Raw genomic sequence first — 26,728 nt, 5'->3', positions numbered from 1 at the left:
CAAGCCACCGCCAAGGCGCGACGAGCAGGATCACGCCGTGGTGATGGACATCGTGTTCCGCCGGCTCGGCGCCGCCGACGCCCGCGAGTTGTCGCTGGTCTACCGTTCGCCGCGGCTGTCCGGCGACGAACAGTGGTCCGGACTGTGGAACCTGACCGCCGCCAACGGCTCGGCGCTCACCGCGGCCGCCGCCACGGAACAGCTGTCGGCGCGGACGCTGGAGGTCCGCGCCCTGGCCGTCCGGCCGGGGCAGCCCGCTCCGGACCGATTGGTCCGCGAACTGGCCGATCTGTGCCGTGCCCGCGGCGTCGAACGGCTGGTGGCCGCCGTTGCCGACGGTGACGCCGTGCTGCGCCGGGCGGGTTTCGCACCCTCGGACGCCGCGTGGCTGGCCCGCGAGATCTAGGAAAGCGCGCGTAGGTCCGCGGTGGCCCGGCGGACGATCAGCTCGGCGCCCTGCCGCCCGGCGACCTCGAGTGCCAGGTGCAGGGCAGTGCGGGCGTCCGCGGTCCGGTCCGCTGCGAGCAGCGCCCGGCCGTGCAGCCGGTGCAGTTCCGCCTCGTGCAGCCGCTCACCGGTCTGCGTGACCAGCGACTGTGCCTCCGCCAACAGCCGCAGCGCCTCCTCGGCGTCCCCGGCCAGCGTCTCCGCCTCGGCGAGCATGCCGAGCACCCAGGCCACCAGGTGCCGGGCGCCGCGGGACCGGATCTCGTCGAGATTCTCCCGCAGCGCACGGGCGCCGCCGGCCGCATCATTCTCGACCGCCTGCGCCCACGACCGTACCGCCGCCGCATAGGCGAACCAGGCCGGCAGCGGGCCGGCAAGCTCGAGGGCCTGGCGCGCATGCGCGCCGGCCGCCGGCACATCCCGGCGCAGCGCGCTGATCAGCGCGGCACTGGTCAGCACACCCGCACGCACGAGCGGAGCCATGGTACGGGTACGCGCGACCGCCGTCTCCACATGATCAGCCGCCGCGCCCTCGTGCCCGAGCAGGTCCAGAACCGGCGCCAGCTGCAGCCGCGCCGTGATGTCGACGGGCAGGAACTCGTGCGGCCCGTCCGGCAGACCCGTGGCCAGCTCCAGGCTGCGTTCCAGGTGCTCGCGGGCCGGTCCCGGCTCTCCGAGGCACCACAGGGTGCGGCCCATCGCGAGGTGGGCCTGCGCGCTGTTCGTCCCGCGGCTGACCTCGAGCAGCCGTTCCGCCAGCTCCCGGGCCTGCGCGTGTTCGGCGCGGGCGACCGCCACCTCGTAGAGGCTGCGATAGGCGGCGATCGTGGCCGGCCGGTCGGCGAGCTGTTCGGCGAGTTCCCGGGCGCGGGTGACGGCGGCGCGACCGGACGCCGACTGGGCGCCGTGCAGCTGGGCGGACAGCGTGCCGAGGCGCATCTGCACATCGAGTTCGGCACGGGTGCGCTCGTCCGACAACGGTTCGGCGGCGAGCAGGTCCAGCGCGTTCGCCAGATGCTGTTCGGCCTGCTCGTGGGCCAGAGTGGCGAGCGCCTGGTCGGCGGCGGTCAGCAGGTGCGGCAGTGCGGCCCGGGCGCCGACGACCGGCGCGGCCAGCCACCAGTGCACGCCGGCCCGGTCGCCGGCGCCGGGCCGGCCGTCGAGCGCTTCGGCCACCCGGGCGTGCAGCCGGGCCCGGCGTACCCGGCTCACCTCGTGGTAGATCGTCTCCCGCATCAGGTCGTGCGCGAACCGGAACCGGCCCACCGTCTCGTCCTCGACCACCAGCCCGGACAGCAGCGCCGCCTCGATCGCGTCGAGGACGGTGTCGTCCTCCAGGCCGGAGACGTCGCGCAGCACGTCGAGGTCGAACTCGCGGCCGGTGACGGCGGCGACGAGCAGGACCGCCTGGGTCTGTTCCGGCAGGCCGGCTAGGCGGTGGCGCAGCACGTCGCGTACGCCCGCCGGCACTTGACCTGCTCTTCTACTGCTGAGCAGGCGGGCCAGCTCGAGGACGAAGAACGGGTTGCCGGCGCTGCGGTCGTGCACCTCGGTGACCAGGTGCCCGGCGGGTACGGCGCCGAGCCGCCCGGCCATCAGCTGCCGCACCTCGCCCTCGGTGAGGCCGTGCAGAGCGATCCGGTCGACCGTGGACAGCCGGGCCAGCGCGGCCAGGGTGCCGTCCAGCTGGGCTTCGCCGGGGTCGCGGTAGGTGGCGACGACCAGGATCCGGGCGGCGCCGAGCTGCTGGGCCAGCACCGGCAGCAGCCGCAGCGATCCGGTGTCCGCCCAGTGCAGGTCGTCGATCACAACCAGCAGCGGCCGGTCGGCAGCGAGCCGGAGCAACTGCGCGACCACGGCCTGGCACACCCGGAACCGGACCGCTTCGACATCCACGACCGGCGGTCCGGCCGGCTGTGGGCCGGTCAGCTCCGGCAGGTTCGGGGCGAGCTCGCGGAGCACCTGCGCCCACGGCCAGAACGGCGGCGCGCCCGGCTCCTCGTTGCAGCGGCCCCAGGCAACCGCGACGTCCTGTGCGCTCGCGCCGAGCTCCTCCGCGAGTCTGGTCTTGCCGACGCCTGGCTCCCCGCCCAGCAGCACCAGCCGGCCGTGCCCGTCGACAGCGGCGGCGAGCGCCCGCCGCAGGTCGCCCAGCTGCTCGGTGCGGCCGACGAGCGTGTGATCCGGCGCGGGCGGCTCGGGTCGCCCGGCCGGTGCCGGCCCGGACCGGATCGGCGCGGCCAGGTCGAGTTGCGGCGCGTGTTCCAGGATCTGCCGGTGCAGCAGCTCCAGTTGCGGTCCCGGTTCGACGCCGAGATCGTCGTCGAGCATCCGCCGGATCTGCCGGTAGGCGTCCAGTGCCTCGGCCTGCCGCCCGGCGCGGTAGAGCGCGAGCATCCGCAGACCGTGCAGCCCTTCCCGGTACGGGTGGGCCTTGACCAGCTGATCCAGCTCGGTGACGACGTTCGCGTGCCGGCCCAGCGTCAGGTTCGCCGCGATCCGGTCCTCGACGGCGCCCAACCGCACCTCGTCGAGGCGGGTTCGTTCGGTACGCGCGAACCCCGCGTCCGGGAAGTCGGCCAGCACCGGCCCGCGCCACAGCCCGAGCGCCCGCTCCAGGACGTCGCTGCCCTGGTCGGGCCGGCCGGCGTCGAGCAGCCGCCTTCCCTCGATCGTGAGCGTCTCGAAGCGGGCCGCGTCCAGATCGTCGGTGCTGACCTGCATCCGGTAGCCGGGCGCCTGGCTGACCAGCACCCGGGCCGGGTCGCGCGCCTCCCGGTCCGGTTCGAGCAGCCTGCGCAGATGCGACACGTACGCCTGCAGCGACGCGATGGCCTGCGCGGGTGGTTCCTCACCCCACAGCTCGTCGACCAGGTGCTCCAGCGAGACCGTCCGATTCGCGTGCACCAGCAGGATCGCCAGGACCGCGCGCTGCTTGGGGCGGCCCAGCTCCAGCAGCCGCCCATCCGCCGCGACCTCGAGAGGTCCGAGGATCCTGAACTCCACCTGTCCGTTCCCGTCGCCGGCGGGGGCCGCACGGCCACCCTACAAAGCGCAGCGCCGATGGAGAAGCCCGCCCGGACCGGGCCCGGCCCACCGCCACCGCATACGTTGGCGGCCGGCCGAAACGGAGGGTGGCACGGTGAGCGAGGCGTTGGAGGAGATCCGCAGCGTAGTCGCGGACGAGATCCGCCTCGGCCTGCCCGGCGATCGCGTCCAGCAGGGCCGGCAGCAGCGAGAAACCGCGCCAGCTGGCGTTGCCGTTGCGCTTGTCGACCGACAGGCGCGGGGCGGCGAGCAGGGCGCGGACGTCCGGGTAGCGGGTGACGAGCCAGACCGGCGATCCGTCCGGCAGGTCCACGCGGCAGGCCGGGGCCGTGTCACGCAGCTGCCGGTAGGCCGGGTACGGGTCGCTGGAGAACGCGGCGGCCTCCTCGCTGATGCCCGCACAAACAGAGGGCCGGGCATCCACGGGGGAGGATGCCCGGCTCTCTGACCAGATCGAATCACATTTATGGGTGGATGCGCTAGCCGAACGGCGGAGGTTGCTCAGAATTCGGTCAGGCGACGAGCTGCCACCAGGCGTCGACCGTGGGTGGAGCGTCCACATCGACGCGTTCGCCGGGCCGGGGGATGGCCAGCGCGACGTCGTGGTCCTTCGCGGCCCGCCAGGTGCGGTCGGCGGGCTCGGCCCAGTCGTGCAGGGCCAGGTCGAAGGTGGCCCAGTGCACCGGCACGAGTAGACCGCCGCGTACGTCGAGGTGGGCGCGCACGCCGTCCTCGGGCAGCATGTGGATGTCCGGCCAGGCCTCGTCGTACGCCCCGACCTGCACCAGCGTGACGTCGAACGGCCCGTGCCGCTCGCCGATCTCGGCGAACCCGGGGAAGTAGCCGGTGTCGCCGGAGTAGAACGCGCTGCGCGACGGCCCCTTGATCACCCAACTGGCCCACAGGGTCTCGTCGCGGTGCAGCCCGCGGCCGGAGAAGTGACGCGCCGGGGTGGCGATCAGCTCCAGCCCCCCGACCCGGGTGCCCTCGTGCCAGTCCAGCTCGACGATCCGGGCGGCCGGCACACCCCAGTGCTGCAGGTGGGCGCCGATACCGAGCGGGACCACGAAGAGTACGGGCTGACGCGCGCTCAGCTCCTGAACGGTGGCCATGTCCAGATGGTCGTAGTGGTCGTGGGAGATCACCACGGCGTCCAGCGCCGGCAGGTCCCGCAGCGCCACGGGCGGTTCGTGCAGCCGCTTCGGCCCGGCCAGCCGCGACGGGGAGCACCGCTGGCTCCACACCGGGTCGAGCAGCACCCGGTGTCCCTCGATCTCGATCAGCGTGGAGGAGTGGCCGTACCAGGTGACGTGCAGTCCGGCGGCGTCACCGGCCTCGGCCAGCATCGGCACCGGCTGGTGCGGGCGGCGGGCGTCGCGCCCGGTCATCGTCGCCAGGGCCATCCGCGGCGCCGAGGTCAGCGGCAGGCTCGAGGTCGGCAGCGTGTTGCGGAACCGGCCGTCCGCGAACTGGGGCGACGCCTCCATCCGGGTCCGGCGGCCGCCCGTCGCCCGCGCGCCGAGCTGGGCCGACAACTCGGCGAGGGGCCACACGTTCTTGTCACTCACGTTCGGTGTCCGTTCTGCAGGCGCTGGCCGGATGACGACGGGACGTCCCATCGGCACCGCGGCCGCCCACCTGAGCGGCCCACCACGACCGCCGGCCGTCAGGCCGAGCAGGTGCCCGGCGGCAGGGCCGGTCCGCTGAGCTGCGCCAACGACTGATTGACCTCGGTACGCGTGGCGAGCTGCTGATATTGGTCGCCGATGACGACGTCGATCACGTCGTCGGCCCGCGCCGCGCTGAACTGCGGCTCCGCCGCACCGAGGAAGTGCGCCCGGATCCACTGCGCGGCGCCGACCGCCTTCGGCCCGTAGTGGATGACGGCGACCCGGGTGAGCTTGTTCTTGCTCTTCGCGGGCGGCTGCACCTGGAAGCCGCGGTTCTTGAACTCCTCGGTGACCCGCTCGGCCGTGCCCTTGGCCTTGCTGCCGTTCAGCACGCGGATCTTCACCAGGGCCGGGTCGTTCGGCAGGGTCAGGTCCACCTTCGGTACGCCCGGCGGGCAGTCCCCAGTCGCCGCGTCGGCCTGGCTGTCCCGGACCATCGCCACCACGACGGCGACGATCGCCGTCACGACGAGAAGGCTGACGACGCTGAATGCTCGCATGCGTACAAAGCTCACCGAGCCTTGACGCACGCCGACCCGGATTTGTGTACTCCCAGTCGGCAGGTATGACGAAGACGGCCGGGAGGGATCGTGGCGAGCGGGGAGACGAGGACAGCCGTCGGCGCCGCCGTGATGCGGGCGATCGAGGGACGCGCCCGGCAGCCACTGTTCGACGACCCGCTCGCCGAGCGGCTCCTCACCGGCTGGACCGCCGTCATGGTGCGGAACCGGGCGCTGCGGTCGGCCTTCCTGCGCCTGCTGAACCGGGTCGGGCCCGGCTTCTACGGCGCGGTCGTGTGCCGTACCCGGGTGATCGACGACGCGTGCCGGGACGCGCTTGCCGCCGGCCTGCGGCAGGTGGTGATCCTCGGGGCGGGGATGGACACCCGGCCGTACCGGATGCCGGCGATGTCGCAGGCCCGGGTCTGGGAGCTGGACCTGCCGGCGGTACAGGCTGAGAAGAAGGCGGCGCTGGCACGCGTGCTGCCCGAGGCGGCGACGCACGTACGATATGCGCCGATCGATCTCACCGTGCAGACCGTCGGCGACGTGCTGGCGCAGGCCGGCGCGGACCTGTCCGTGCCCACGCTCCTGCTCTGCGAAGCGGTCACGATGTATGTGCCGGACAGCGCCGTCGACCGCCTGTTCAGCTTCACCGGAACGCTGGCGCGGGGCAGCCGGGTCGTGCTGACCTACCTGCCGGCCGCGGTCAGGGACGATCCGCACCATGCCGGCTGGGCGCAGCGGCTGAGCTGGCGGAGCGCCTTCGACCCGCCGGAAGTGGCCCGGCGACTGGCCGAACAGGGCCTGCGGGTCCGCGCTGACCTGGGCGCCGAGGAGTACCAGGTGCGCTTGCTGCGGCCGCTCGGCCGGACCCTGGACGTCTTCGCGGGGGAGCGCGTCGTGATCGCCGGCTGAGTCCAAACAGGGTGCCATTCGTGGTTTCGGCCGGCCGGGCGGTGGGAATACGCGGCCGGTGGCGAGGAGCGATGGTTGATGGCGCGACGTGACCTGATCGTGATCGGGGGCTCGGCCGGGGCCCATGCGGCGCTGCGGACGCTGCTGGCCCGGCTGCCGGCGGACCTGCCGGCCGCCGTTCTGGTGGTCACCCACATGGCGCCGGGGGCGCGCAGCGCGCTCGCGGAAATGCTGGCCAAGGAATCCGCGCTGCCCGTGATCACGGCGGCCGACGGGGAGAAGGTACGGCCGGGTCACGTTCATGTGGCGGTTCCGGATCGGCATCTGGTCATCGGCGCGGGGGACGTGCTGCGGCTCAGTGCCGGGCCGCGGGAGAACCGGGCACGCCCGGCCGTGGACGCGTTGTTCCGGGCGGCCGCACGTTGGTGCGGTTCCCGGGTTGCCGGTGTGGTGCTGTCCGGCAGCCTGGACGACGGGGCGGCGGGTCTGGCCGCGGTGGTTCAGCACGGGGGAATGGCGTTCGTGCAGGAGCCGCGGGAGGCACGGTTCCCCGGTATGCCGACGGCTGCGCTGGCCGCGGTGCCCTCGGCAACGGCGGCTCCGGCCGCGGAACTCGCGCGACTCATCGGAAAGGTCGCCGGGCAGCCGGTCGAGGACGTGGGAGCGGCGGACGAAGTACTGATCTGGGAGACGGACATGATCGCCGATGGCCGGACGGAGGCTGACCGTCCCGGGGACCCGGTGGCGCTGGGCTGCCCCGAATGCGGTGGTGGCATGTATCGGGTTCGCACCGGACGGGCCGTGCACTATGTGTGTCACGTCGGCCATTCCTGGTCGCCCGGGGCATTCGTCGCGGCCAGTGACGACGGCATCGAGACGGCGCTGTGGACCGCGGTCAGCGCCATGCAGGAGAAGGTCACGATCCTGCTGGAGCTGGCGATGCAGGCCGAGCGGTCCGGTGATCAGAAGGGCCGGCAGGTGTACCGGGCCGAGGCGGACCGGGTCGGCCGGGATGCGGAGCTGGTGCGCACCCGGGTGCTCGGCGACAAGCCGCAGAGCGGGCAGCCGCCCGTCGATGTCGCCGGGTAGGGCGTCAGCCGCCCGTGACGTCGGATTCCGAGGTGACCGCGAGTATCCCGAGGACACCGCTGAGCCGCAGCACCAGGTGCACCACTCCGGTCGCGTTGACCACCCGGAAGGCGCGGCCCGCCGAGTCGGCGGCATGGCGTCCCCGTAGGAGGGCACGGACGCCGGCGGCGGCCAGGAACGTGGTGTCCCGCAGGTCGACGACCACCTCTTGTACACCGTGCTGGTGTGCCGCTGCGATGAGCAGGTCGGCGACGTCGGCACACGTGTCGCTGTCGAGATCGCCGGTGATCGTAAGGCGCGACACGCCCGCGTTGTCGTGTCTGCTCATGGCGAAGGGCGTCATCGGGAGCCTCCCGGGCGAAACTGGCGGAAGTGGTTCAGTCAGGGGCCTCACGTCGTCGGAGCGTCGCCCAGACGACCTTGCCGCCGTACGCCGGCAGGGTGCCCCACCGATGGGCGATGGAGTTGATCAGTAGCAGGCCGCGCAGGTCGGCCGGGTCCGCCGAGGCAGCCGGCGGCAGGACCGGCGCGTCCTGGTTGCCGTCGCGGACGGCGACGACGAGATACCGGCGGCCCAGGGTGAGCCGGAAGTCGATCATCGTGCCGGCGTGCACGGCCGCGTTGGTGACCAGTTCGCCCGCGACGACGGCAGCCGCACCGGACATCGGGATCAGCCTCCATCGGGCGCACGCCTCGGCGACCAGTTCGCGCGCACGGCGCGCCGCACCGCCGACCGGCAGCAGAGTTTCCTGGACGATCGGGGTCCGTTGCCGCGGCTGGGCGGCGAAAGCGTCCTCCACCGAGGGATGCACCGACAGCCGGCCGTAGCCGTGGGTGAGCAGTTCAGCCAGTGCCGGATCGGGCGCGGCGAGGAGCAGCGGCGTGCCCGGCCACAGCGCGGCGTGGCGGGCGGCGGCCAGGAACACCGATGCCGCGGCCGGCTCGGCGACGACTGTCCCGCTGAGGTCGACCACCACCGCGTCGGGCTGCTCCACCAGGCATTTCAGCAGAGCTGTCCGCACCGTGGGTGCCGAGACCAGGGAGAGCTCACCGTGGACGCGGACCAACAGGCGGGTCCCCACGGGCTCGATGTCGCATCGCACAGTGGCCACCCCGCTATTGTGCGCGCGGTGACCGGGTATCACGCCGGCGGAGTTCACCCGATTTTCAGCTCTTGACCTCGCTGTGCAGGAAATCGACCAGCCCCTGCAGCTCCGGAGTCGCGGTGGCCTCCTGCAACGAGCGCTCCAGCGCCTGGTCGTGGGTGGGCCGGGCCTGCTCCAGCAGTTGCTGGCCGGCCTTCGTCAGTTCGGTGTAGATGCCGCGCCGGTCGTCGGCGCAGAGGATGCGGGTGAGCAGGCCGCGTTCCTCGAGGCGGGTGACCAGGCGGGTGGTGGCGCTGCTGGACAGGGCGGCGGCGCGGGCGAGCTGGCGCATGCGCATGTGCCAGCCGTCCTGCCGGCTGAGGGCGTCGAGAACCGTGTATTCCACCACGGAGAGCCGGTGCTCGGTCTGCAGGCAGCGCTCGAGCTCGGTCTCGATCAGGCCGTGCAGCGCGGCGAGCCGGCGCCAGCCCTGAGCCCGCACCTCGACCGCGTCGTCGGTGATTCCCACGTGGTCGACGATACACCTCCTTGCGCCGATATAGCGCGCGTGCAACTATCGGAGAACGTTGCGTCTGCAACTAGTGCAGGCGCTGCCTATCCTCGTACGCATGATTGGAAGGGCCGTTCCATGCCCCTCGCGCTCTACGCCCTCGCTCTCGGCGGGTTCGGCATCGGGCTGACCGAGTTCGTCATCGCGGGCCTGTTGCCGCAGGTCGCCGCGGACTTCGCGGTCACCGAGGCGGTCGCCGGATACCTCATCTCCGGGTACGCGCTGTCCGTCGCGGTCGGGGCCATAGCGATCACCGCCGCCCTCGGCCGGGTCGACCGGAAGAAAGCGCTGCTCGGCCTGATGATCCTGTTCATCGCGGGGAACCTGCTGTCCGCCGTCGCCGCGAGCTACGAGGTGATGCTGCTCGGCCGGATCCTCGCCGCGCTGTGCCACGGCGCGTTCTTCGGCATCGGCTCGGTCGTGGCCGCCGACCTCGTCCCGGCCAACCGCAAGGCCGCCGCCATCTCGATGATGTTCGCCGGCCTGACCATCGCGAACGTGCTCGGCGTCCCGCTCGGCACCTTCCTCGGCCAGGCAGCGGGCTGGCGGGCCACCTTCTGGGCGATCGCCGTGATCGGCGTGATCGCCTTCGCCGGCATCACGCTGCTGGTCAAGCCGACGCCGGCGGCGAGCACGACGACCAGTCTGCTCGGCGAGTTCCGGATCTTCCGCAACCGCCAGGTCTGGCTGTCGATGATCGTCACCGTGCTCGGCTTCGGCGGCATGTTCGGCGCGTTCTCGTTCATCGCGTACACGCTCACCGGCGTCAGCGGGTTCAGCGCGTCCGCCGTACCGTGGCTGCTTGTCCTCTTCGGGGTGGGCCTTTTCGCGGGCAACATCGCCGGCGGCCGCGCCGCCGATCACAATCTGGGGCGTACGCTCGCCGCGTTGCTCGCCGGACTGGCCATCGTCCTGGCCGTCTTCGCCATGGTCGCCACCAGCCAGATCGCCACCGTCGCGGCCTTGTTGCTGATGGGCGGATTCGGCTTCGCCACCGTCCCCGGCCTGCAGATGCGCATCCTCGCGCACGCCGCCGACGCGCCCACCCTGGCCTCCGGCGCGAACATCGCGGCCTTCAACGTCGGCAACGCCTTCGGCGCCTGGATCGGTGGGCTCACCCTCGCCGCCGGCCTCGGCTACACCGCCCCGCTCTGGGCCGGCGCCGCCGTCACCCTGGCCGGTCTGGTCGTCTTCCTCGTCGCCGCGTCCCTGCCGCACGGTGAGTTCCACCGCCCTCTCGCCCAACGGCTGAGCGGGACCGCCCGGTCCGTTACGGTGGGGCGTGGCCCACGATGACGGAGAGCGGCCGGCGCGGGTCGAGGATGTGCATGAGCTGGCGTCCGGCATGCCGCATGTGACGGTTGAGTACGGCAGCGACGACAACCCGGTCTACCAGGTGGGCCGCAAGTCGTTCGTCTTCTTCCGCACCCCGCGGCCGGACGCGGTCGACCCGGAGACCGGGGAGCGCTGGACCGATGTGATCGTCTTCTGGGTGGAGTCGGAGGCGGACAAACAGGCCCTGGTCCAGGACGGGACGACGCCGTTCTTCACGACGGCGCATTTCGACGGGCACCTGTCGGTGTTGCTGCGGGCGGGGCGGATCGGCGAGCTCACGCGTACCGAAGTGGCGGAGTTGATCCAGGATGCCTGGCTTGCGCGCGCATCTGCGCGCCGGGCCGCCGCATGGTTGAAGGACCGCGGGGGTACGGCGTGACGGCCGCACCCCCGCGTGCGATCAGCAGGACAGGTTGCCGCCCGGGCTGACGCCCAGGATCTGTGTGAACCGGTTGTACGCGTTGATCCGGCTCTGCACCTGGGCGGGGTTGCCGCCGTTGCACTCGAGCGAGCCGTTGATGCTGCGGATGGTCTCGCCGAAGCCGCGGCCGTTGACGATGGCGTCGTGCGGGGTCATCGTGCCCGGGCCGCGCTGGGTCATCCAGTACCAGACGGCGGTCTGGTAGGCGACCGACGTCTCGTTCTTGACCCGGTCCGGGTTGTTCAGCAGGTCGATGCCGAGCGCGTCACCGGCCGCCTTGTAGTTGAAGTTCCAGCTCAGCTGGATCGGGCCGCGACCGTGGTAGGCGCTCTGCCCGGCCGGGCATCCGTAGGACTGGCTGCGGTCGCAGTAGAGCGGCCAGTTCGCCTGGTTGATCTCCTCGACGTAGACCAGGCCGCCGGACTCGTGGTTGACGTTCGCCAGGAAGGCCGCGGCCTCCTGCTTGCGGACCGTGTCGCTGCCGGTGGTGGTGAACGCCGGGAACTTCTTGATCGCGTCGAGCAGGCCGGCGTACGAGTAGAAGGCGATCCGGTTCGGGAACATCTGGTTGAACTGGGCCTCACTGACCGGGAAGTTCCCCGATCCGGTGGGCGGCGGCGTGGTGGTGCCACCGCCGGTGCAGGTGTACGGCGACCAGTACCAGGTGCTGATGACCGGGTCGTAGCCCGGGTTCGCGTTCGTCGCCCGGTAGTACTGCCCGTTGGTGTAGCGCACGATCGAGCCGGCCGCGTAGTACTGACCCGCCACCCAGTTCGGGTGGTTGCAGTTGCCGGTGGCCGGCGGCGGGTTCGTGGTGCCGCCACCGCAGGCGCCGTTGTCGGCCCACACGCCGGACCCGCCGGTGCTGGGCGTCTCGCCCTGGGTCCACCACTTGGCGGTCCAGTTCCGGCCGTTGTGGGAGGCCCGCTGGCCGCCGGTGTAGACGGCCGAGTTGTTGTACGCGGCGACGCAGGCCTCCGCCGCGTTCGACGCGGTCATCGGCAGGATCGCGGCGGCAGCGCCCGCCACGGCGACGCTGACCGCGGCCAGGATCGACAGAAGCCGTTTTCTGGGCATGACTCACCTTCCGTACGTCGGGGGACGCACTGGTGCGAGGGGGATGAGGAGTACATCGACTCAACTAGATCCCGCACGGTGAAGTCAAGGAATCTGTAAAGAAACTTCAAGAATCAGCGTTACTGGTACGGGTTCCCGCCGATCAACCGGATCGTGAAGCCCCCGGCATGCCGGTACTGGGCGACGTGGTTGCACGACTGATGGGCGATCCACAGGCCGAGACCGCCGTTGGTGCCGTCACCGATCGGCAGGAGCCCGGCGAACGGGTCCTTGGGACCGGCGCCCGCGTCGGTGACGGTCACGACGATGCGATCGGGGCCTGCCCACAGCCGCACGCGGACCGGGCCGCGGCCGTGCCGGTACGCGTTGGTCACCGCCTCGCTGACGGCCACTAGCAGGTCGTCGACGTCGGGCGCCGAAAGGTGGCCCGGATCGGCGGTCCGGACCGCTTGGCGGGCCTCGGCCGCCGGGCAGTCGGTCAGGTCGACGGCCGGCTCGGTGTGCTGCAGCGGGTCCAGGACCGGCAGGCGCGGCTCGCTGAGGTAGGTGACCGGGTCGAGATAGGTGTCGTTGAGCTGGTGGCGGCCGTCCGGCAGGGCGGTGCGCGGATGCGTACGCAGCACGTCGACCATCACCGGCGCCGGGGTGCTCCGGGTGTCGTACGCGCACATGCTCCAGAGCGGGAATTCGTCGTACGCGTGGTTGATCGCCGATTCATAGCGGCCCCACCAGTCCCACGTCACGCCGAACGACTCCGGCGGCAGCTCGCCGATGATCCGGATCTGGGCCGCCCCGCCCGCGACGTGGTCGGCGAGCAACTTGCGGTACGACCGGATCGCGGCGGCGGGCCGGGCATACAGCGCGGCACCGGCCTGGAAGGTGATCGGCAGATCGGCCGGCAGCTCGGCGCGCAGCAGCTCGGTGTTGCGCCGGCCCATCGAGACCATGGTGGGCTCGCCGGCGGCGACGCCGCCCAGCAGGAACGGCACCGCCACGGCGAGGAAGTCGTCGTCCGACGAGTAGCAGACGGCCTCGTGGTAATAGCCGAGGTGCCCGGCGGCGGCTCCGGTCCTCATCCAGCGACCGGCGGGGCAGTGGTCATGCCCGCAACATTAGCGACCCCGTCAGGATTCGGCCGCTCAGGAGTCGAACGAGAAGCCGAGCAGGCCTGCCGCCCTCAGGATCAGCCCGTCCCGGCCGCCGTTGCGGTCCGAATCGGCGATCGCCCGCCGGATGACCTGCACCGCCGGATAGGCGAACGGTTCCGGCGGGATCGGCCGGGGCCGGCGGGTCGCCATCCGCAGCCGGGTCCGGGGGGTGTCCGCGCCGGCCAGCAGGTCGAGCATCACCGTCGCGGCGAACCGGGTGGCGGCCACGCCGAGGCCGGTGAACCCGCTGCTGTACGCCACCTTGCCGGACATCGCCACGCCCTGGAACGCGGCCAGCTGCGCCGACATGTCGATCATGCCGCCCCAGGCGTGGGTGAAACGGACGTCGCCGAGCTGCGGGAACGTACGCAGGAAGTGGTCGGCCAGCCGGGCGAAGGTTTCCGGGCGCTGGTCGTACTCGGCCCTGATGGCGCCGCCGCGGTGATAGACCGCGTCATAACCGCCCCAGAGAATCCGGTTATCGACGGTTTTGCGGTAGTAGTGGAACTGCCGTGAGGTGTCGGAGATGCCGAACGGCTCGTGCCAGCCGATCTCGTCGAGCTGGGCGGCGGTGAGCGGCTCGGTCATCAGCACGTAGTCGTAGATCGGGATGGTGAGCAGCCGGTTGCGGCGCAGCAATGACGGGAAGCCGTTCGTGGCGAGCACCACCTGTTTCGCCCGGATCGTCGCGGCGCTGGTGGCTGCCCGGACCGTGCTGCCCTCGTCGGTCAGCCGGGTGATCGGGGTGTGCTCGGCGATGCGTACGCCGAGCCGCAGGCAGGCGGCTTTCAGGCCCCAGGCGAGCTTGGCGGGATGGACGAGCGCCGCGCCCGACTTGGTGAACAACCCGGCCCGGTAGAGCGGGGAGCGGACCAGGGCGGTCAGCTCGTCACGCTCGTAGAAGGTCGCGTCGCCGCCGGCCTCGGCGCGCAGCCAGTCGATCTGGTGCGGCTCGGTGGCGACCGCCAGGGCGCCGCCGACGGTGAGTTCGGCGTCGATGCCGTGCCGGTCGAGGGATTGCTGGAAACCGGCGAAGTTCTCCTCGGCGAGCGCGTCGAGGACCGGCAGGTCACGGGCGAAGTGCCGGCGGCCGTTCTCCGGGCCGTGCGTCAGGCTGGCCTCGACGAAACCGCCGTTGCGGCCGCTGGCCGCCCAGCCGATCTCCTCGCTCTCGACGAGCAGCACCTCGCGGCCCGGATCGGCCTCTTTCGCGAGCAGGGCGGTCCAGAGCCCGCAGTACCCGCCGCCGATGATCAGCAGGTCCGTCTCGGCGCTGCCGGTGAGCGGCGCCTCCGGGGCGGGGCGGCCGGGGTCCTCGAGCCAGAACGGGGTGTGCGCCGCGTCGGCAAGCGCCGCGCGGATGCGCCGTTCGTCGGTCCGGATGTCGAGGTCGTAGGCCGGTGCTTCCGCCCGCATGCTGATCCTCCCTGGTCAGAACACCAGCAAACCGGGCCGCTAGGCTTACGTCAATGCGTTGACATAAGGAGGCAGGAGGATGGCGCGAGCCGGCTCCCCGCGTGTCCGGCGCCGCCCGACCCGTACCGGGGTGGTGCTGAACCCGGATCTGATCATCGAGGCCGCGCTGCGGCTGATCGAGGCGCCCGGCGGCAACGCGCTGACCGTGCGCCGCCTCGGCGTGGAACTCGGCGCCGACCCGACCGCGATCTACCGGTACTTCCGGGACCTGGACGCCCTGCTGATCGCCATCGCCGACCGGCTGATCGGCGAGACCACCGTCGGTTTCGTGCCGGGCCCGGACTGGGCGGCGTCCCTGCGGGAGCTGGGCGAGCGGGTGTACCGCTCGATGCTGAAGCACCCGCGGCTGGCGCAACTGCGGGCCGTACGGTTCACGGCCGGCCCCAACGAGCTGCGCACCGCCGACCTCGGTGTGGGGCTGCTGCTCGGTGCGGGGTTCAGTCCCGAGCAGGCGCTGCTGCACTACCGGGACTTCATCGACACCGTGCTGGCGCTGGCCGCGATCGACGCCGCCGAGCTCACCCCGAGTCAGCAGCAGGCCGAGGACCGGGCGCTGGCGCGGGTGTATGTTTCGCTTTCGGCCGACGAGTATCCGCATCTGGACGCGGTGCGCGAACACCTGCCGGCGGCCGTGCGCTCCGCGTTCCCCGGCGTGCTGGACAAGCTGATCTACGCGCTGTCAGCGGCAGGTGGCCAGCAGAGTGGCGCCCAGGCAGCAGGCGGCCACCAGGGTCAGTGACACGGCGGCCACGGCCCGGCCGGCGACGGCGGTCCGGGTGCGGCCCCACCAGGCCGCCGGGTGCGCCTGCTCGGCGACGACCAGGACCAGCCAGCCGAGCAGGACCAGCGGAAGGTAGAAGTCCCAGGCCGAGTTCGCGAACACGCTGGCATTCCCGGCGGCGCCGTAGTTGGGGCAGTCCTTCGGGTCGGTGACCGGCTGAAGGACCACGAGCAGCAGCGCCACGGCCGCGCCGCCCACCAGGAACCCCCAGAAGCCGCCGAGCCGAGACGGACGTTGCTGGTGCTCCGGTCGCGTCACGCCCGCCATTCTTGATCGACATCCGCATGGCGTCCACAGCCGGCGCCGGCCCGGTTGGCCGCTCGCGCCGTCAGCGATTGTCGCCGCAGCATTGATCTGCGCAGGTGGTGGCCGGTCCGGCGGTGGGAATCGGGGCGCAGCAGGCGTCGCCGTGCCAGGCGTCGCGGCCCTCCTTGATGGCGACGGCGGCGATGATCAGGGCGGCGACCGGATCGGCCCAGCTCCAGCCGAACAGGCTGTTGAGGGCCAGACCGACGAGAAGGACCGCGGAAAGGTACGTGCAGAGCAGCGTCTGCTTCGAGTCGGCGACCGCGGTGCGCGAGCCGAGTTCGCGTCCCGCCCTGCGCTGGGCGTAGGACAGGCCGGGCATGATTGCCAGCGACACCGCCGCCAGGACGAGCCCGACCGTGGAGTGCTCCGCGCCGGTGCTGTCGAGCAGCGTCCGCACGGACTCGACGGTGACATAGGCGGCCAGCGCGAAGAACGACACGGCGATGATCCGCAGTGCGGTCCTTTCCCGGCGTTGCGGATCGCGACCGGCGAACTGCCACGCGACCGCGGCGGCCGACGACACCTCGATGACCGAGTCGAGCCCGAACCCGATCAGCGCGGTGGACCCGGCCGCGTGCCCGGCGCTGACGGCGACCACCGCCTCGACCACGTTGTAACCGATCGTGACGGCGACCAGCAGCCGGATCCGCCGGGCCAGCACCGCGCTGCGCTGCGCCGGGCTGCGGGACATGACGGACGGCATCAGCAGCAGCCGTTCTCCGCGGAGTCGGGACAGGCTGCCGGATCGACGGCCAGCACCAGGCCGAGCAGGTCGTCGAGGGCGTGCCGGATCCGGTTGTCAGCCAGTTCGTACCGCGTGCGGCGGCCCTCGGGAACGGCGACGACCAGGCCGCAGCCGCGCAGGCAGGTCAGATGGTTGGACAGGTTCTGCCGGGTCACGTCGAGCTGGTCGGCGAGCTCGGACGGGTAGCCGGGGGAGTCGCGCAGGGCCAGCAGCAGCCGCGCGCGGGTCGCATCCGACAGGGCGTGACCGAATCGGGCGAGAGCTGCGCCGTGCACGACTGCTTCCACGCCCTGATAGTACAGCCGACGCTGTACTCACAGCAGCCGCCGCAGCCGGAGTTCCAGCCCGGCGGCGACGAGTGGATCGTGCTCACCGACCCGGAAGGCCACCCGTTCTGCCTGATGCTCTGAACGGCCAATGCCCCGACGATCGACGCTGACCTATTCTGCCTGGTATGGCTGCGGAACGCGGTGCCTACCAGGTGGGTGGGCGGTTGGCGGCCACGTCGCGGGCGGTGGGGTTCGCGGTCGTGGTGCTGGTCTATGTGGCGGCCGGGCTGGCCGCCTGGGCGGTGCTGGCTCTGCTCCGGGGGCAGCACCTGTTGGCGGTGACCTTCTACGCCGACCTGGTCGCCACCGTGGTGGTGTTCGGGGCGAGCGTGCTGGTCGCCAACGCGAGCGTCTACGACCCGTACTGGAGTGTGGCGCCGGCGGTGATCGTGGCCGGATGGGTGCTGTGGCAGGCCGGCGGTGACCTGGCCGCGGTCACCGGGCGGCAGGTGGCGGTGCTGCTGCTGGTGCTGGCCTGGTCGATCCGGTTGACGGCCAACTGGGCGTCCTCGTGGCGCGGGCTGAGTCACGAGGACTGGCGGTATGTGCAGCTGCGCGAGCAGCGGCCCGCCGGGGTGCCGTGGTGGCTGATCAATCTGACCGGCATTCAGCTGATGCCGACTCTCGTGGTCTTCGCCGGCCTGCTGGCGGTCTGGCCCGCGGTGACCGTGACCGGCCGGCCGTGGGGCCTGCTCGACATCGTGGCCGTGGTGGTGACCGCGGCCGCGGTGCTGATCGAGGCGACCGCGGACCGGCAGCTGCACCGGTTCGCCGGTGATCCCGCCAACCGGGGCCGGATCATCGATCGCGGACTGTGGCGGTACTCGCGGCATCCGAACTATCTGGGCGAGATCACGTTCTGGTGGGGGATGTGGCTGTTCGCGATGGCGGCGGCGCCCAGCTGGTGGTGGACGGTGATCGGGCCGGTCAGCATGGTGCTGCTGTTCGCGTTCGTCAGCGTGCCGATGATGGACCGCAGGTCTCTGGTCCGCCGTCCGGCATACGCCGAGCACATGCGCCAGGTTCCGGCGCTGCTGCCCAGACCGGCCATGCTGAGACCGCGCCGCGGCTGAAAGGCGCGTCAGCCGTACTTGGCGGCGGCCGCCTTCGCGGTCGGGCAGTGTCCCTCGTCGCGGCCACAGGCGGGCAGGTCGCACAGGCGGCAGATCCAGGCGCCGCCCTCCTTGTCCCGGACCACGCCCGCCATCACCTGCCCGAGCAGCTCGTGCAAAGTGGCTCGCTGCTCAGGCGCCAGGTCCCGCAACGCGCGTTCCAGCACGGCGGCGCGGGCTCCGGCCACCCGGGCCGCGGCCTGCCGGCCGGCCGGGGTCAGCGTCACCGACCGCGACCGGCCGTCCGCACCCGGGCCGCGCTCCACCAGACCGTCGGCGGCCAGGCGGTTCACCAATCGCACCGCGCCGGAATGGGTCAGGCCGAGAACGCGGCGCAACCGGTCGAGGGTGGCCCCGTCCAGGAACTCGTGGAGCGCGGAGAGCGCCGCGGCGGCCGCGCCGGACTCGCCGGCTCCGGTAGCCGCGCCGGCCGCCATCTGGTCGGTGAGCACCAGCGCGAGCGCGCCGAGCACGTTGCCCTCGGAGCTGAGCGGATCAGCCAAGATCGTACGTCAGCGTGAGAGGCATGTACGGATAGTCGGCGTGGGTGGAACTGCTGGTGGCCGTGCCGGTGATCCCCGAGAGCCCGCCGGTCGCCTCGATCACCCGGAACTCGCTGCGCGCCGTCGTCCCGTCGAAGGTGCCCTGGCCGGCCAGGATCACGGTGCCGTGCCGGCCGTCGAGCGTGCCGGTGAGCGACATCAGGCTGACGTAGGTGCTGGTCCCGTCACCGCGGTAATACATCAGCGCCTCGAAGGAACCCTCGGTCAGCTGGTCGCTCGTCCCGGCCAGCACGACCTCGGCCCGGGTCCACCTGGTGCCGTCCGGCATCTCCCGATACGGCTTCTCGTCCCATGACTTGATCTCGAGCTTGGTCTCCAGTGTCGTCGTCATCTCCCCACGATATATGACTGAGTCACATATTGCATGATCATCGGGTGCCGAGCGAGGGAGCGCAGATGACGCATCGGGCCGGCGGACAGCGTGCGCTGATCGCTGTCGTTCAGGTTCTCGGCATGGCGGTGTGGTTCTCCGCATCCGCCGTGGTGCCGGCGTTGCGCGAACAGTGGCACATCAGCGCCACGGCGGCGGTGTGGCTGACCGCCTCGGTGCAGCTCGGCTTCGTGGTCGGCGCGGTCACCTCGACCGCGCTGAACCTGGCCGACCGGGTGCGGGCTCATCTGCTGATGGCGCTCTGCGCGGCACTGGCGGCTGCGTGCACCGGAGTGTTCGCCGTCGCGGTGGACGGCCTCGCCGCCGCCGTCCCGTTGCGGTTCCTCACCGGTGTCTTCCTGGCCGGGGTCTACCCGGTCGGCATGAAACTGACCGCGTCCTGGGCGCCGCCGGCCCGGCGCGGTCTGGCGTTCGGCGTCATGATCGGCGCGCTCACCCTCGGCTCGGCCCTGCCGCACTTGATCGGCGGACTGGGCGACCTGCCGTGGCGGGCCGTGATGGCCGCCGCAGCCGGCTGCACGGCGGCCGGCGCGCTGGTGTCGGTCGCACTGGTCCGCGAGGGCCCGCAGTTCGCCCACGCGGCGCCGGCGGCGCCGCATCCGGGGTACGCCCTGACGATGTTCGGCCAGCGCGGTCCCCGGCTGGTCAACCTGGGCTACTTCGGGCACATGTGGGAGCTGTACGCGTTGTGGACGTGGCTGCCCAGCTTCCTGATCGCGGGAGCCGCGGCCCGCACCGGCCGCGAGGACGCCGACGTCAGCCTGGTCGCGTTCCTGGCGATCGGCGTCGCCGGGCTGGCCGGGTGCCTGGGTGGCGGCTGGGCGGCGGACCGGTTCGGGCGGTCCCGGGCCGGGGTCGCCGCCCTGGTGGTCAGCGGCGCCTGCTGCCTGCTGTCCCCGTTGTTCTTCACCGCCCCGCCGGCCGCCGTGGTGGCGCTCGGCGTGATCTGGGGCGCCGCGGCGGTCGCTGACTCCGGCGTCTTCTCCACGTCGCTGAGCGAGGTCGCCGACGAACGCTACGTCGGAACCGCCCTGACCGCGCAGACGGCCATCGGCTTCGCGCTGACCGTGATCACCATCCAGTTGGTTCCGGTGGTGGCCGGGGCGGTCGGCTGGCGCTGGGCGTTCTGGCTGCTCGTGCCGGGCCCGCTGGTCGGTGCGACGGCGATGCGGGCGTTCGGCCGCCGTCCGGTCCGCGCCTGATTGCTGCGCTGTCGGGTATGTGCGCCGGCGCAGAGCCGCGGCCACCGCCCTCCACCCGTAGCCACACCCTCGCCCCGCGCGAGCCCGGACGCCTCGCCCGGCGCCACGGTGGGCCGGCTGGTCGCGGCATGCTGCGGGACCGCCCCGCCGGCACCGAGCAGGTGATGACGAACTCGGCGCGATGGTGGCAGGCCCGGCTGGGGCGACCGTAGGTTCAGCCCGGCGGCCGCCGGACGGCCTCGAGCCGTGCGGCGGCCGCGGGACGCTCGGGGAAGAGCGCGTAGCCCGTATCGAAACGGGTCTAAATGAGGCGCCAGAGGTTGTCGGCGCTGCCGTTGTCTGCCTCCTGGACCACCTGCGTGCCTCGGGCGGTGCCGCCGCCCAGGACGGCCAGGAGTTTGCCGCTGTGCACGTTGCGGATCTTGAAGAGGCCGCCGCCCTGGTCGAGGAGGGTCCAGCGGTGGTCGGCAGTGCCGTTGTCGTCCCATTGCAGGACGCGGGCGTTGTCGGCGGTGGACATGTTCTCGACGCCGAGGACCTTGCCGCTGTTGAGGTTGCGGAAGCGCACGGCGGTGCCGTCGGTGATGCGCACCCAGCGGTGGTCGAGGGTGCCGGTGTCGTCCCAGGTCAGGGCCAGGCCACCGTTGACGAGCGACATGTCCTTGATGCCGAGGACCAGGCCGGTGGCGTTGTTGACCAGTTTCACGGTGGGGGTGGTCTGCCAGTAGACGGTGTAGTTGAAGCCGTGCGCGTCGTAGAACGGGACCAGGTTGACGGTCGCCCCGTTCGCGGTGGCGGTGGTCCGGGTGACCGAGGAGACGGTCAACGTGGGCGGGGCGCTGAGCGTGGTGTTGCCGTAGTTGCCGGCCAGGACCGCCGGGCCGTAGGTGATGGCCTGGATGTCGGGGTTGTCGTTGGCGGGCCGCATGACCACCCGCATCGGCAGGCGCACGGTGATGGTGTCGCCGGCGGCCCAGGTGCGAGTCACGGTGGCGTAGCTTCCCGGCGTGACCGCGACGCTCTGCACGGCGCCGTTGACGGCGATGGTGGCGCCGCTGGTCCAGGCCGGGATGCGGACGCGGATGCTCCAGGAGCCGCTCATCGTGCCGGACAGGGTCAGCGTGGTGGTGTCGCTCGCCGGGAAGGTGGTGGCCTGGGTGACCGTGATGCCGCGCTGCGACCAGGTGAGCACGGACGGGGTGAACAGGTTCACGGTCAGCGTGGTGCCGTTGTAGAAGTAGATCGACTCCATCAGCCGGGTGTTGACCTCGACGCCGGTGCCCTGGCAGCACCAGAAGGTGGTGTAGTCGGTGCTCCAGGTGCCGCCGCCCCAGGCCGGGCCGACGCCGCGCCGCCCGCCCGGCTTCAGCGGGGTGAAGTAGGTGACGTGCCCGTTCGCCGACGCCGGGTTCTGCGCGCCGATCACGTGGTTGAGCAGGGCCTGCTCGTAGAAGTCGAAGTAGGCGGCCCGGTTCGGGTCGGTCACCCACAGTTCCCGGGTCAGGCGCAGCATGTTGACCGTGTTGCAGTGTTCACAGGTGTCGTCGGTGAGGTAGCCGGCGATCGCGTTCGGGGCGCGGAAGTGCTCGGCCTGGCTGTTGCCGCCGATGGCATAGGTGTGCGCGCCGACCGTGATGTTCCAGGCGTTGCGGGCGATGTCGAGGTAGCGGCCGGTGCCGGTGGCCTTGTACTCGCGGGCCGCGCCGATCCACTTGGGCACCTGCGTGTTGGCGTGCAGGCCGTTCAGCTGATCCGTGTTCGCAGCCAGCGGGTTGAAGACCGCGGCGTGGTCGAAGCGCTGCGCGACGGTCAGCCAGCGGGCGTCGCCGGTCTGCTGGTAGATATCGGTGAGCACGGCGTTCATGCCGCCGAACTCGGTGCCCAGCATGGCCTGCATCTGGGCGCTGGTCAGCCGGGCCGTGCGGGTGTCGACCCAGCCGGCGAGCGCCAGCAGCACGGTACGGGCCTGGGTGTTGCCGATGTAGCGCCACACGTCCAGCAGGCCCACGAGGGTCTTGTGGATGCAGTAGTAGGGCACGTTGCCGTTGGTCAGCGTGCGGTTCTCGACCGCGGTGATGTCCGACTCGGGGAACCCGGACAGGTAACCGTTCGAAGCCTGGCATTTGGCCAGCTCAGCGACCATGTAGTTGGCCTTGTCCCGGCAGGTCGTGTCGCCCAGCACGGCCCACGCCTGCGCCCACGCGGTGAGGAAGTGCCCCTGCACGTGGCTGCGGAACGGGAAGGTCGGCGCGTCCCAGCCGCCGTTCGCGGCCGCACCGCCGGTGGACACGCCGTGGTTGGCGCGGAACACGTAGAGCAGCCGGTTCGCGTCGACGGACCGCAGATAGTTCAGGGTGCGGTTCTGGTTGTCCATCAGCCGCCCGGCGGTCAGGCGCACCTGGCCGAGCGGGAACGCAAACGCCGAGACGCCGAGGTCGGCACGGGCGGGTGGCAGCTCGGCGGCCGCGGCCGGGGCGCCGCGGAGGAGAGTGGAGCCGGCTGCCGAGGCGAGAGCGACGCCCAGCAGGCTGCGGCGGGTGGGGGACATGCGGTCTCCTTCGGGGAAAGGATCAGAGGGTGGGGACGACCGGTGCGATCGTGCCGTCGGCGTTGAACCGCAGGGGATCGACGGTGACCTCGCGGTTGGTGCCGTCACCGGCGGGGATGGCGAAGCGGTGGTAGGCGATGTGCCAGTCGCCGCCCGGCGCCTGGACGATGGAGTGGTGGCCGGGTCCCTTGACGCCGAGGGCGAGGTTCTTCGACAGGATCGTGCCGCGATGCGTCCACGGGCCGAGCGGTGAGGTGCTGGTGGCGTACTCGACGTGGTAGTTCTCCGAGCGGGTGTCGTCCACCGAGTAGGACAGGTAGTAGACGCCGTTGCGCTTGACGACGAACGGGGCCTCCCGGAAGTTCGGCAGGCCGAACGTGGAGACCCGGGCAGGATCGAACGAGGACATGTCGGCATTGAGGGGTACGGCGTACGCGGACCCGTTGCCCCAGTAGAGATAGGACTGCCCGTCGTCGTCGGTGAACACCGCCGGGTCGATCATCTGGCCGCTGCGGAATCCTGCGGCGACCAGCGGCTTGCCGAGCGGATCGGTGAACGGGCCGGTCGGGCTGGTGGACGTCACCACGCCGATGTTGGTGTCGGCGCAGAAGTAGAAGTAGTACCGCCCGTTGCGGTAGGCGATCGTCGGCGCCCAGGCCCGGCCGGACGCCCAGCTGATCTGCGGCCCGACGTCGAGGATCGTGCCGTGGTCGGTCCAGTTCACCAGGTCGGCCGAGGAGAACGCCTTGAACCGGGTGCCACTCCAGCTGGCGTAACCGTCGGTGGTCGGATACAGGTAGTACCGGCCGTTGAAGTAGGCGATGTTCGGGTCGGCGTACAGGCCCTTGAGGACCGGGCTGCGGCGGCCGGGCGTCCACGGGGCGGTGACACGGAACGAGCTGTCGGCGGCGAACGTGCCCGGGTTGGTGGTCGACGGGTCGAGCCACACCTGGTGGTCGCGGTGGCGCAGGAACCGGCCGGGGTAGTTGACCGACTCCAGGCGTACCGATCCGGCCACCGAGCCGTCGCGCACGCAGAACGTGGCGTCGGCGAGGAAGGTGGCGGTCCCGTTGTTGGCTTCGAGGCGCAGCCGGTAGTCGCGGTGGCGCAGCCACATGCCGTTCGCGGCCTGGAACGACACGCAGCCGGTCCCACCGGCGAGACCCGGGGTGACGGTGAAGGTGGCGTCGCTCTTGGCCTGCGCGGAACTGGCCGAGGTCACTGCGGCCACGCCGGCCAGGTAGTCGGCGTGGCGCAGGTACTGCCCGGTGAGGTTGACGGATTGCAGGGATCGGGCGCCGGAGGGGATCTCCGCGGCGTGCGCGGGCTGCCCGGCGACGACGGTCAGCAGGGCGGCGGTCAAAAGGACGGCGAGGGCGCGGCTCGGTGCGGGGTGGGGCATGGGGAACCTCCGCCTGCGGCGACGTTAAGCCATTGTTAACGGCCGATGTTATCGATAACAAAGTCAGAGTCAAGACTTGATACCGCAGGCGTTCGGTGCTGAATGTGATCGCTCCCGTTACGACATGGTGCAGGCCGTGCCGTTGAGCGTGAACGAGGTGGGACGCGGGTTGCTGCCCGAGGATGCGCCGTTGAATCCGAAGCTCAGCGACGCGCCGGCCGCCAGCGTGGCGTTCCACGGCTCGCCGACCGCGGTGACCGTGGCGCCGGACTGGGTGACCCGCGCCGACCAGGCCTGGGTCACGGTCTGCCCGGCGGTGAACGTCCACCGCAGCGTCCACGGGTTCAGCGCGGCCGCGCCGGTGTTGGCCACCGTGACCGTGCCGGTGAAGCCGGTGCTCCAGTCGTTGGTGGTCCAGGTGACCCGGCATCCGCCGTTTTCGCCCGGTCCGGCCGGGGTGGTCACGGTCAGCGGACCGGACGCGGCGGAGCGGTTGCCGGCCTTGTCCCGGGCGCGCACGGTGAAGACGTAGCTGGTGGCTGCGGTCAGCCCGGACACCGTGTAGCCGGCGCCGGCGGTGGAGGCGATCAGCGTCCCGTCGCGGTAGACGTCGTAACCGTCCAGCCCGCTGCCGCCGGTGTCGGTCGAGGCGGCCCAGCTCAGCGTGGCGCCGGTCGCGGTCACCGCGGACGCGACCGGGGTGCCGGGCACGCTGGGCGCGGCGGTGTCGGCCGGCTGGTCGGCATAGGACAGGCCATATCCGTACGCGAAAAGCCCGGTCTTCCCGTCGCCCTGGTTGATCGGCTCCTGGCCGGCCGACGCGGGCCAGGTCACCGGCAGCCGCCCGGTCGGCGCGTAGTCGCCGAACAGCACATCGGCGACGCCGGCCCCCTCGGAACCGGGCAGCCAGGCGGCGAGCAGCGCGTCCCAGTTCCCGATCTGCCCGGCGATGTCGAGCGGGCGGCCGGAGACCAGCACCACGATCACCGGCACCCCGGCCGCGCGCAGACGGGTCAGCACGGCCTGGTCGGCGCTGTCCAGCCCGAACCCGTTCGGCCGGTCGCCCTCGCCCTCGGCGTACGGGGTCTCGCCGATCACCGCGACCGCCGCCCGGTAGGTGCCGTCGATGCCGCTGCCGTCCCGGCTGTAGGTGACGGTGCTGCCGCTGCCGGCCGCGGCGCGGATGCCCTGCAGGATCGTCGTGCCGGGGACGGTGTTGCCGCTGGCGCCCTGCCAGCTCAGCGTCCAGCCGCCGCTCTGGTTGCCGATGTCGTCGGCGTTCTTACCGGCCACGAAGATCTTGCCGCCGGTCTTGGCAAGGGGCAGCACGTTGCCGCTGTTCTTGAGCAGGACCTGCGACTTGCGTACCGCCTCGCGGGCCAGGGCGCGGTGGGTGGTGCTGCCGACGGTGGTGGCGTACGAGCGATCGGCGTACGGGTTCTCGAAGAGCCCGTACTCGAACTTCTTGGTCAGGATGCGCCGGTTCGCGTCGTCGATGCGCGAGATCGGGATCTGGCCGGCGCTCGCCGCCGCGCGCAGGTGACCGAGGAAGGTCTGCCAGTCCTCGGGGACCATCAGCATGTCCAGGCCGGCGTTGACCGCGGTGACCACCTCGGCCTGGGTGAAGCCGGGCCGCCCGTCGATCTGGTCGACCGCGGCCCAGTCCGACACGGTGAACCCGGTGAAGCCCAGCTCGCCCTTGAGCACGTCGGTGATCAGGTACTGGTGGGCGTGCAGCTTGAGCCCGTTCCAGCTGCTGAACGAGATCATCACCGAGCCGACACCACGCTCGACCGCGGCCCGGAACGGCGGCAGGTGGATCGCCCGCAGCTCGGCCTCGCTGAGCTGGGTGTTGCCCTGGTCCACCCCGCCGGTGGTGCCGCCGTCGCCGAGGTAGTGCTTGGCGGTGGCGAGCACCGGGGCCGGACCGTCCTGCAGCCCGTCGATCACGCTGGTCATCGTGGTGACCAGCGCCGGGTCCTCGCCGAACGACTCGTAGGTGCGGCCCCAGCGGTCGTCGCGGGCGACGCAGACGCAGGGCGCGAAGGTCCAGTCCAGACCGGAGCCGGTGACCTCGTCGGCGGTGGCTCGGCCGATTCGTTCTGCGAGCCCGGCATCGCGGGTGGCGCCCAGGCCGATGTTGTGCGGAAAGATCGTCGAGCCGTACACGTTGTTGTTGCCGTGCACCGCGTCGATGCCGTAGATCATCGGGATCTGTAGCGGGGTGGCGAGGGCGGCGCGCTGGTACGCGTCGTACATGTCGGCCCAGCCGGCCGGGGTGTTCGGGGAGGGCGCCGAGCCGCCGCCGGAGAGCACCGAACCCAGCCGGGACTGGGTGAGCTGGGCGGGGGAGACCTTGGCCCGCTCCGCCTGGAGCATCTGGCCGAGCTTGTCGTCGAGCGTCATCCGGCCGAGCAGGTCGGTGACCCGGTCGGCGACCGGGAGCGACGGGTCCTGGTAGGGCAGGACGGCGGCGGCCGACGGCGCGGGGGCTGCGACGGCGCCGGCCGCGACGGCGACGATGAGGGCGGCGATCACGCGCATCTTTCGCATGTGGCCAT

Annotated in this window: 25 protein-coding genes; 8 read left to right on the top strand and 17 right to left on the bottom strand. The window is 71.7% G+C overall.

Translation table 11 applies throughout. The features are described from left to right. Positions 1 to 37: 37 nt before the first annotated feature. Positions 38 to 406 carry a hypothetical protein gene (locus tag OHA21_RS19785; protein WP_328475615.1) on the top strand — a complete coding sequence of 123 codons (369 nt, stop codon included), beginning with the start codon at positions 38 to 40 and terminating at the stop codon, positions 404 to 406. Here the strand turns inward: OHA21_RS19785 and OHA21_RS19780 are convergent. From OHA21_RS19780 to OHA21_RS19765, 3 genes are all read right to left on the bottom strand, one after another. Then, positions 403 to 3,453, bottom strand: a complete 3,051-nt coding sequence (locus OHA21_RS19780) for a BTAD domain-containing putative transcriptional regulator (protein WP_328475613.1) — start codon at positions 3,451 to 3,453, stop codon at positions 403 to 405. The genes OHA21_RS19785 and OHA21_RS19780 overlap by 4 nt on opposite strands. Positions 3,454 to 4,007: 554 nt before the next feature. Continuing rightward, positions 4,008 to 5,063, bottom strand: a complete 1,056-nt coding sequence (locus OHA21_RS19770) for an MBL fold metallo-hydrolase (protein ID WP_442875110.1) — start codon at positions 5,061 to 5,063, stop codon at positions 4,008 to 4,010. A gap of 98 nt (positions 5,064 to 5,161) precedes the next feature. After that, positions 5,162 to 5,665 (bottom strand): LytR C-terminal domain-containing protein, encoded by a 504-nt coding sequence (locus OHA21_RS19765; RefSeq protein ID WP_328475611.1) that lies wholly within the window; start codon positions 5,663 to 5,665, stop codon positions 5,162 to 5,164. Between the two features lie 90 nt (positions 5,666 to 5,755). Between OHA21_RS19765 and OHA21_RS19760 the strand changes: the two genes are divergently transcribed. Further along, positions 5,756 to 6,583: an SAM-dependent methyltransferase gene (locus OHA21_RS19760; RefSeq protein WP_328475609.1), complete on the top strand. Its 828-nt coding sequence runs from the start codon at positions 5,756 to 5,758 to the stop codon at positions 6,581 to 6,583. Between the two features lie 78 nt (positions 6,584 to 6,661). Then, a complete protein-coding gene (locus OHA21_RS19755) occupies positions 6,662 to 7,672 on the top strand; it encodes a chemotaxis protein CheB (protein ID WP_328475607.1) in 1,011 nt (336 codons plus the stop codon). Positions 7,673 to 7,676: 4 nt separating this feature from the next. On the opposite strand, the gene OHA21_RS19750 is transcribed toward OHA21_RS19755, so the two are convergent. The 3 genes from OHA21_RS19750 to OHA21_RS19740 are packed head-to-tail and all read right to left on the bottom strand — an operon-like array spanning position 7,677 to position 9,286. Then, positions 7,677 to 8,015 (bottom strand): STAS domain-containing protein, encoded by a 339-nt coding sequence (locus tag OHA21_RS19750; protein ID WP_328475605.1) that lies wholly within the window; start codon positions 8,013 to 8,015, stop codon positions 7,677 to 7,679. Between the two features lie 34 nt (positions 8,016 to 8,049). Then, entirely contained in the window at positions 8,050 to 8,784 is a 735-nt protein-coding gene (locus OHA21_RS19745) for an STAS domain-containing protein (protein WP_328475603.1), read from the bottom strand. A 55-nt stretch (positions 8,785 to 8,839) separates the two neighbouring features. Then, complete coding sequence (locus tag OHA21_RS19740; RefSeq protein ID WP_328475601.1) at positions 8,840 to 9,286, bottom strand: MarR family winged helix-turn-helix transcriptional regulator; 447 nt, start codon at positions 9,284 to 9,286, stop codon at positions 8,840 to 8,842. Positions 9,287 to 9,406: 120 nt separating this feature from the next. On the opposite strand from OHA21_RS19740, the gene OHA21_RS19735 reads away from it, so the two are divergent. Continuing rightward, positions 9,407 to 10,624: an MFS transporter gene (locus OHA21_RS19735; RefSeq protein WP_328475599.1), complete on the top strand. Its 1,218-nt coding sequence runs from the start codon at positions 9,407 to 9,409 to the stop codon at positions 10,622 to 10,624. Continuing rightward, entirely contained in the window at positions 10,611 to 11,042 is a 432-nt protein-coding gene (locus OHA21_RS19730) for an MmcQ/YjbR family DNA-binding protein (RefSeq protein ID WP_328475597.1), read from the top strand. The genes OHA21_RS19735 and OHA21_RS19730 overlap by 14 nt, the downstream gene beginning before the upstream one ends. A gap of 21 nt (positions 11,043 to 11,063) precedes the next feature. Here the strand turns inward: OHA21_RS19730 and OHA21_RS19725 are convergent, their stop codons facing one another. The 3 genes from OHA21_RS19725 to OHA21_RS19715 form a co-directional block, all read right to left on the bottom strand. Beyond that, the gene (locus OHA21_RS19725) at positions 11,064 to 12,161 is read right to left on the bottom strand and encodes a glycoside hydrolase family 19 protein (protein WP_328475596.1); all 1,098 of its coding nucleotides are present in this window, start codon (positions 12,159 to 12,161) and stop codon (positions 11,064 to 11,066) included. Between the two features lie 119 nt (positions 12,162 to 12,280). Further along, positions 12,281 to 13,237: a sensor histidine kinase gene (locus OHA21_RS19720; RefSeq protein ID WP_328475595.1), complete on the bottom strand. Its 957-nt coding sequence runs from the start codon at positions 13,235 to 13,237 to the stop codon at positions 12,281 to 12,283. 63 nt (positions 13,238 to 13,300) lie between these two features. Next, positions 13,301 to 14,725: an NAD(P)/FAD-dependent oxidoreductase gene (locus tag OHA21_RS19715; protein WP_328475593.1), complete on the bottom strand. Its 1,425-nt coding sequence runs from the start codon at positions 14,723 to 14,725 to the stop codon at positions 13,301 to 13,303. A 79-nt stretch (positions 14,726 to 14,804) separates the two neighbouring features. On the opposite strand from OHA21_RS19715, the gene OHA21_RS19710 reads away from it, so the two are divergent. Continuing rightward, complete coding sequence (locus tag OHA21_RS19710) at positions 14,805 to 15,524, top strand: TetR/AcrR family transcriptional regulator (RefSeq protein ID WP_328475591.1); 720 nt, start codon at positions 14,805 to 14,807, stop codon at positions 15,522 to 15,524. Here OHA21_RS19710 and OHA21_RS19705 read toward each other — a convergent pair. From OHA21_RS19705 to OHA21_RS19695, 3 genes are all read right to left on the bottom strand, one after another. Beyond that, positions 15,465 to 15,824, bottom strand: coding sequence for a hypothetical protein (locus OHA21_RS19705; protein WP_328475589.1), 360 nt, complete (start codon positions 15,822 to 15,824; stop codon positions 15,465 to 15,467). The genes OHA21_RS19710 and OHA21_RS19705 overlap by 60 nt on opposite strands. Positions 15,825 to 15,894: 70 nt before the next feature. Beyond that, complete coding sequence (locus OHA21_RS19700; RefSeq protein ID WP_328475587.1) at positions 15,895 to 16,578, bottom strand: cation transporter; 684 nt, start codon at positions 16,576 to 16,578, stop codon at positions 15,895 to 15,897. Further along, complete coding sequence (locus tag OHA21_RS19695; RefSeq protein ID WP_328475585.1) at positions 16,578 to 16,907, bottom strand: ArsR/SmtB family transcription factor; 330 nt, start codon at positions 16,905 to 16,907, stop codon at positions 16,578 to 16,580. Before OHA21_RS19695 ends, OHA21_RS19700 begins: the two co-directional genes overlap by 1 nt. 167 nt (positions 16,908 to 17,074) lie before the next feature. Here OHA21_RS19695 and OHA21_RS19690 point away from each other — a divergent pair, with 167 nt between their 5' ends. Beyond that, positions 17,075 to 18,022 (top strand): DUF1295 domain-containing protein, encoded by a 948-nt coding sequence (locus OHA21_RS19690; RefSeq protein ID WP_328475583.1) that lies wholly within the window; start codon positions 17,075 to 17,077, stop codon positions 18,020 to 18,022. An 8-nt stretch (positions 18,023 to 18,030) separates the two neighbouring features. Here the strand turns inward: OHA21_RS19690 and OHA21_RS19685 are convergent, their stop codons facing one another. Together OHA21_RS19685 and OHA21_RS19680 are read right to left on the bottom strand one after the other, a co-directional pair. Beyond that, the gene (locus tag OHA21_RS19685) at positions 18,031 to 18,564 is read right to left on the bottom strand and encodes a MarR family winged helix-turn-helix transcriptional regulator (RefSeq protein ID WP_328475581.1); all 534 of its coding nucleotides are present in this window, start codon (positions 18,562 to 18,564) and stop codon (positions 18,031 to 18,033) included. After that, on the bottom strand, positions 18,557 to 18,955 hold the full coding sequence (locus tag OHA21_RS19680; RefSeq protein WP_328475579.1) for a DUF3224 domain-containing protein: 399 nt from the start codon (positions 18,953 to 18,955) through the stop codon (positions 18,557 to 18,559). Before OHA21_RS19680 ends, OHA21_RS19685 begins: the two co-directional genes overlap by 8 nt. Before the next feature lie 65 nt (positions 18,956 to 19,020). Here OHA21_RS19680 and OHA21_RS19675 point away from each other — a divergent pair, with 65 nt between their 5' ends. Further along, positions 19,021 to 20,217: an MFS transporter gene (locus OHA21_RS19675; RefSeq protein WP_328475577.1), complete on the top strand. Its 1,197-nt coding sequence runs from the start codon at positions 19,021 to 19,023 to the stop codon at positions 20,215 to 20,217. Between the two features lie 301 nt (positions 20,218 to 20,518). Here OHA21_RS19675 and OHA21_RS19670 read toward each other — a convergent pair whose 3' ends face one another. The 3 genes from OHA21_RS19670 to OHA21_RS19660 all read right to left on the bottom strand — a co-directional run bounded on the left by OHA21_RS19670 (position 20,519) and on the right by OHA21_RS19660 (position 26,720). Continuing rightward, complete coding sequence (locus OHA21_RS19670; protein ID WP_328475575.1) at positions 20,519 to 22,765, bottom strand: beta-L-arabinofuranosidase domain-containing protein; 2,247 nt, start codon at positions 22,763 to 22,765, stop codon at positions 20,519 to 20,521. A gap of 22 nt (positions 22,766 to 22,787) precedes the next feature. Further along, positions 22,788 to 24,167, bottom strand: coding sequence for a family 43 glycosylhydrolase (locus OHA21_RS19665; protein ID WP_328475573.1), 1,380 nt, complete (start codon positions 24,165 to 24,167; stop codon positions 22,788 to 22,790). Positions 24,168 to 24,284: 117 nt separating this feature from the next. Then, entirely contained in the window at positions 24,285 to 26,720 is a 2,436-nt protein-coding gene (locus tag OHA21_RS19660) for a glycoside hydrolase family 3 N-terminal domain-containing protein (RefSeq protein WP_328475571.1), read from the bottom strand. Between the last annotated feature and the right edge of the window lie 8 nt (positions 26,721 to 26,728).

It is taken from the genome of Actinoplanes sp. NBC_00393, from assembly GCF_036053395.1.
GTDB lineage: Bacteria > Actinomycetota > Actinomycetes > Mycobacteriales > Micromonosporaceae > Actinoplanes.
This window is presented reverse-complemented; position numbering and strand designations above follow the sequence as displayed.

Excerpts from the sequence above, each read along its gene's own strand:
- OHA21_RS19765 (WP_328475611.1), bottom strand. The coding sequence starts at position 5,665 with ATGCGAGCATTCAGCGTCGTCAGCCTTCTCGTCGTGACGGCGATCGTC.
- OHA21_RS19755 (WP_328475607.1), top strand. The coding sequence starts at position 6,662 with ATGGCGCGACGTGACCTGATCGTGATCGGGGGCTCGGCCGGGGCCCAT.
- OHA21_RS19750 (WP_328475605.1), bottom strand. The coding sequence starts at position 8,015 with ATGACGCCCTTCGCCATGAGCAGACACGACAACGCGGGCGTGTCGCGC.
- OHA21_RS19735 (WP_328475599.1), top strand. The coding sequence starts at position 9,407 with ATGCCCCTCGCGCTCTACGCCCTCGCTCTCGGCGGGTTCGGCATCGGG.
- OHA21_RS19725 (WP_328475596.1), bottom strand. The coding sequence starts at position 12,161 with ATGCCCAGAAAACGGCTTCTGTCGATCCTGGCCGCGGTCAGCGTCGCC.
- OHA21_RS19720 (WP_328475595.1), bottom strand. The coding sequence starts at position 13,237 with ATGAGGACCGGAGCCGCCGCCGGGCACCTCGGCTATTACCACGAGGCC.
- OHA21_RS19715 (WP_328475593.1), bottom strand. The coding sequence starts at position 14,725 with ATGCGGGCGGAAGCACCGGCCTACGACCTCGACATCCGGACCGACGAA.
- OHA21_RS19710 (WP_328475591.1), top strand. The coding sequence starts at position 14,805 with ATGGCGCGAGCCGGCTCCCCGCGTGTCCGGCGCCGCCCGACCCGTACC.
- OHA21_RS19700 (WP_328475587.1), bottom strand. The coding sequence starts at position 16,578 with ATGCCGTCCGTCATGTCCCGCAGCCCGGCGCAGCGCAGCGCGGTGCTG.
- OHA21_RS19690 (WP_328475583.1), top strand. The coding sequence starts at position 17,075 with ATGGCTGCGGAACGCGGTGCCTACCAGGTGGGTGGGCGGTTGGCGGCC.
- OHA21_RS19680 (WP_328475579.1), bottom strand. The coding sequence starts at position 18,955 with ATGACGACGACACTGGAGACCAAGCTCGAGATCAAGTCATGGGACGAG.
- OHA21_RS19675 (WP_328475577.1), top strand. The coding sequence starts at position 19,021 with ATGACGCATCGGGCCGGCGGACAGCGTGCGCTGATCGCTGTCGTTCAG.
- OHA21_RS19670 (WP_328475575.1), bottom strand. The coding sequence starts at position 22,765 with ATGTCCCCCACCCGCCGCAGCCTGCTGGGCGTCGCTCTCGCCTCGGCA.
- OHA21_RS19665 (WP_328475573.1), bottom strand. The coding sequence starts at position 24,167 with ATGCCCCACCCCGCACCGAGCCGCGCCCTCGCCGTCCTTTTGACCGCC.
- OHA21_RS19660 (WP_328475571.1), bottom strand. The coding sequence starts at position 26,720 with ATGCGAAAGATGCGCGTGATCGCCGCCCTCATCGTCGCCGTCGCGGCC.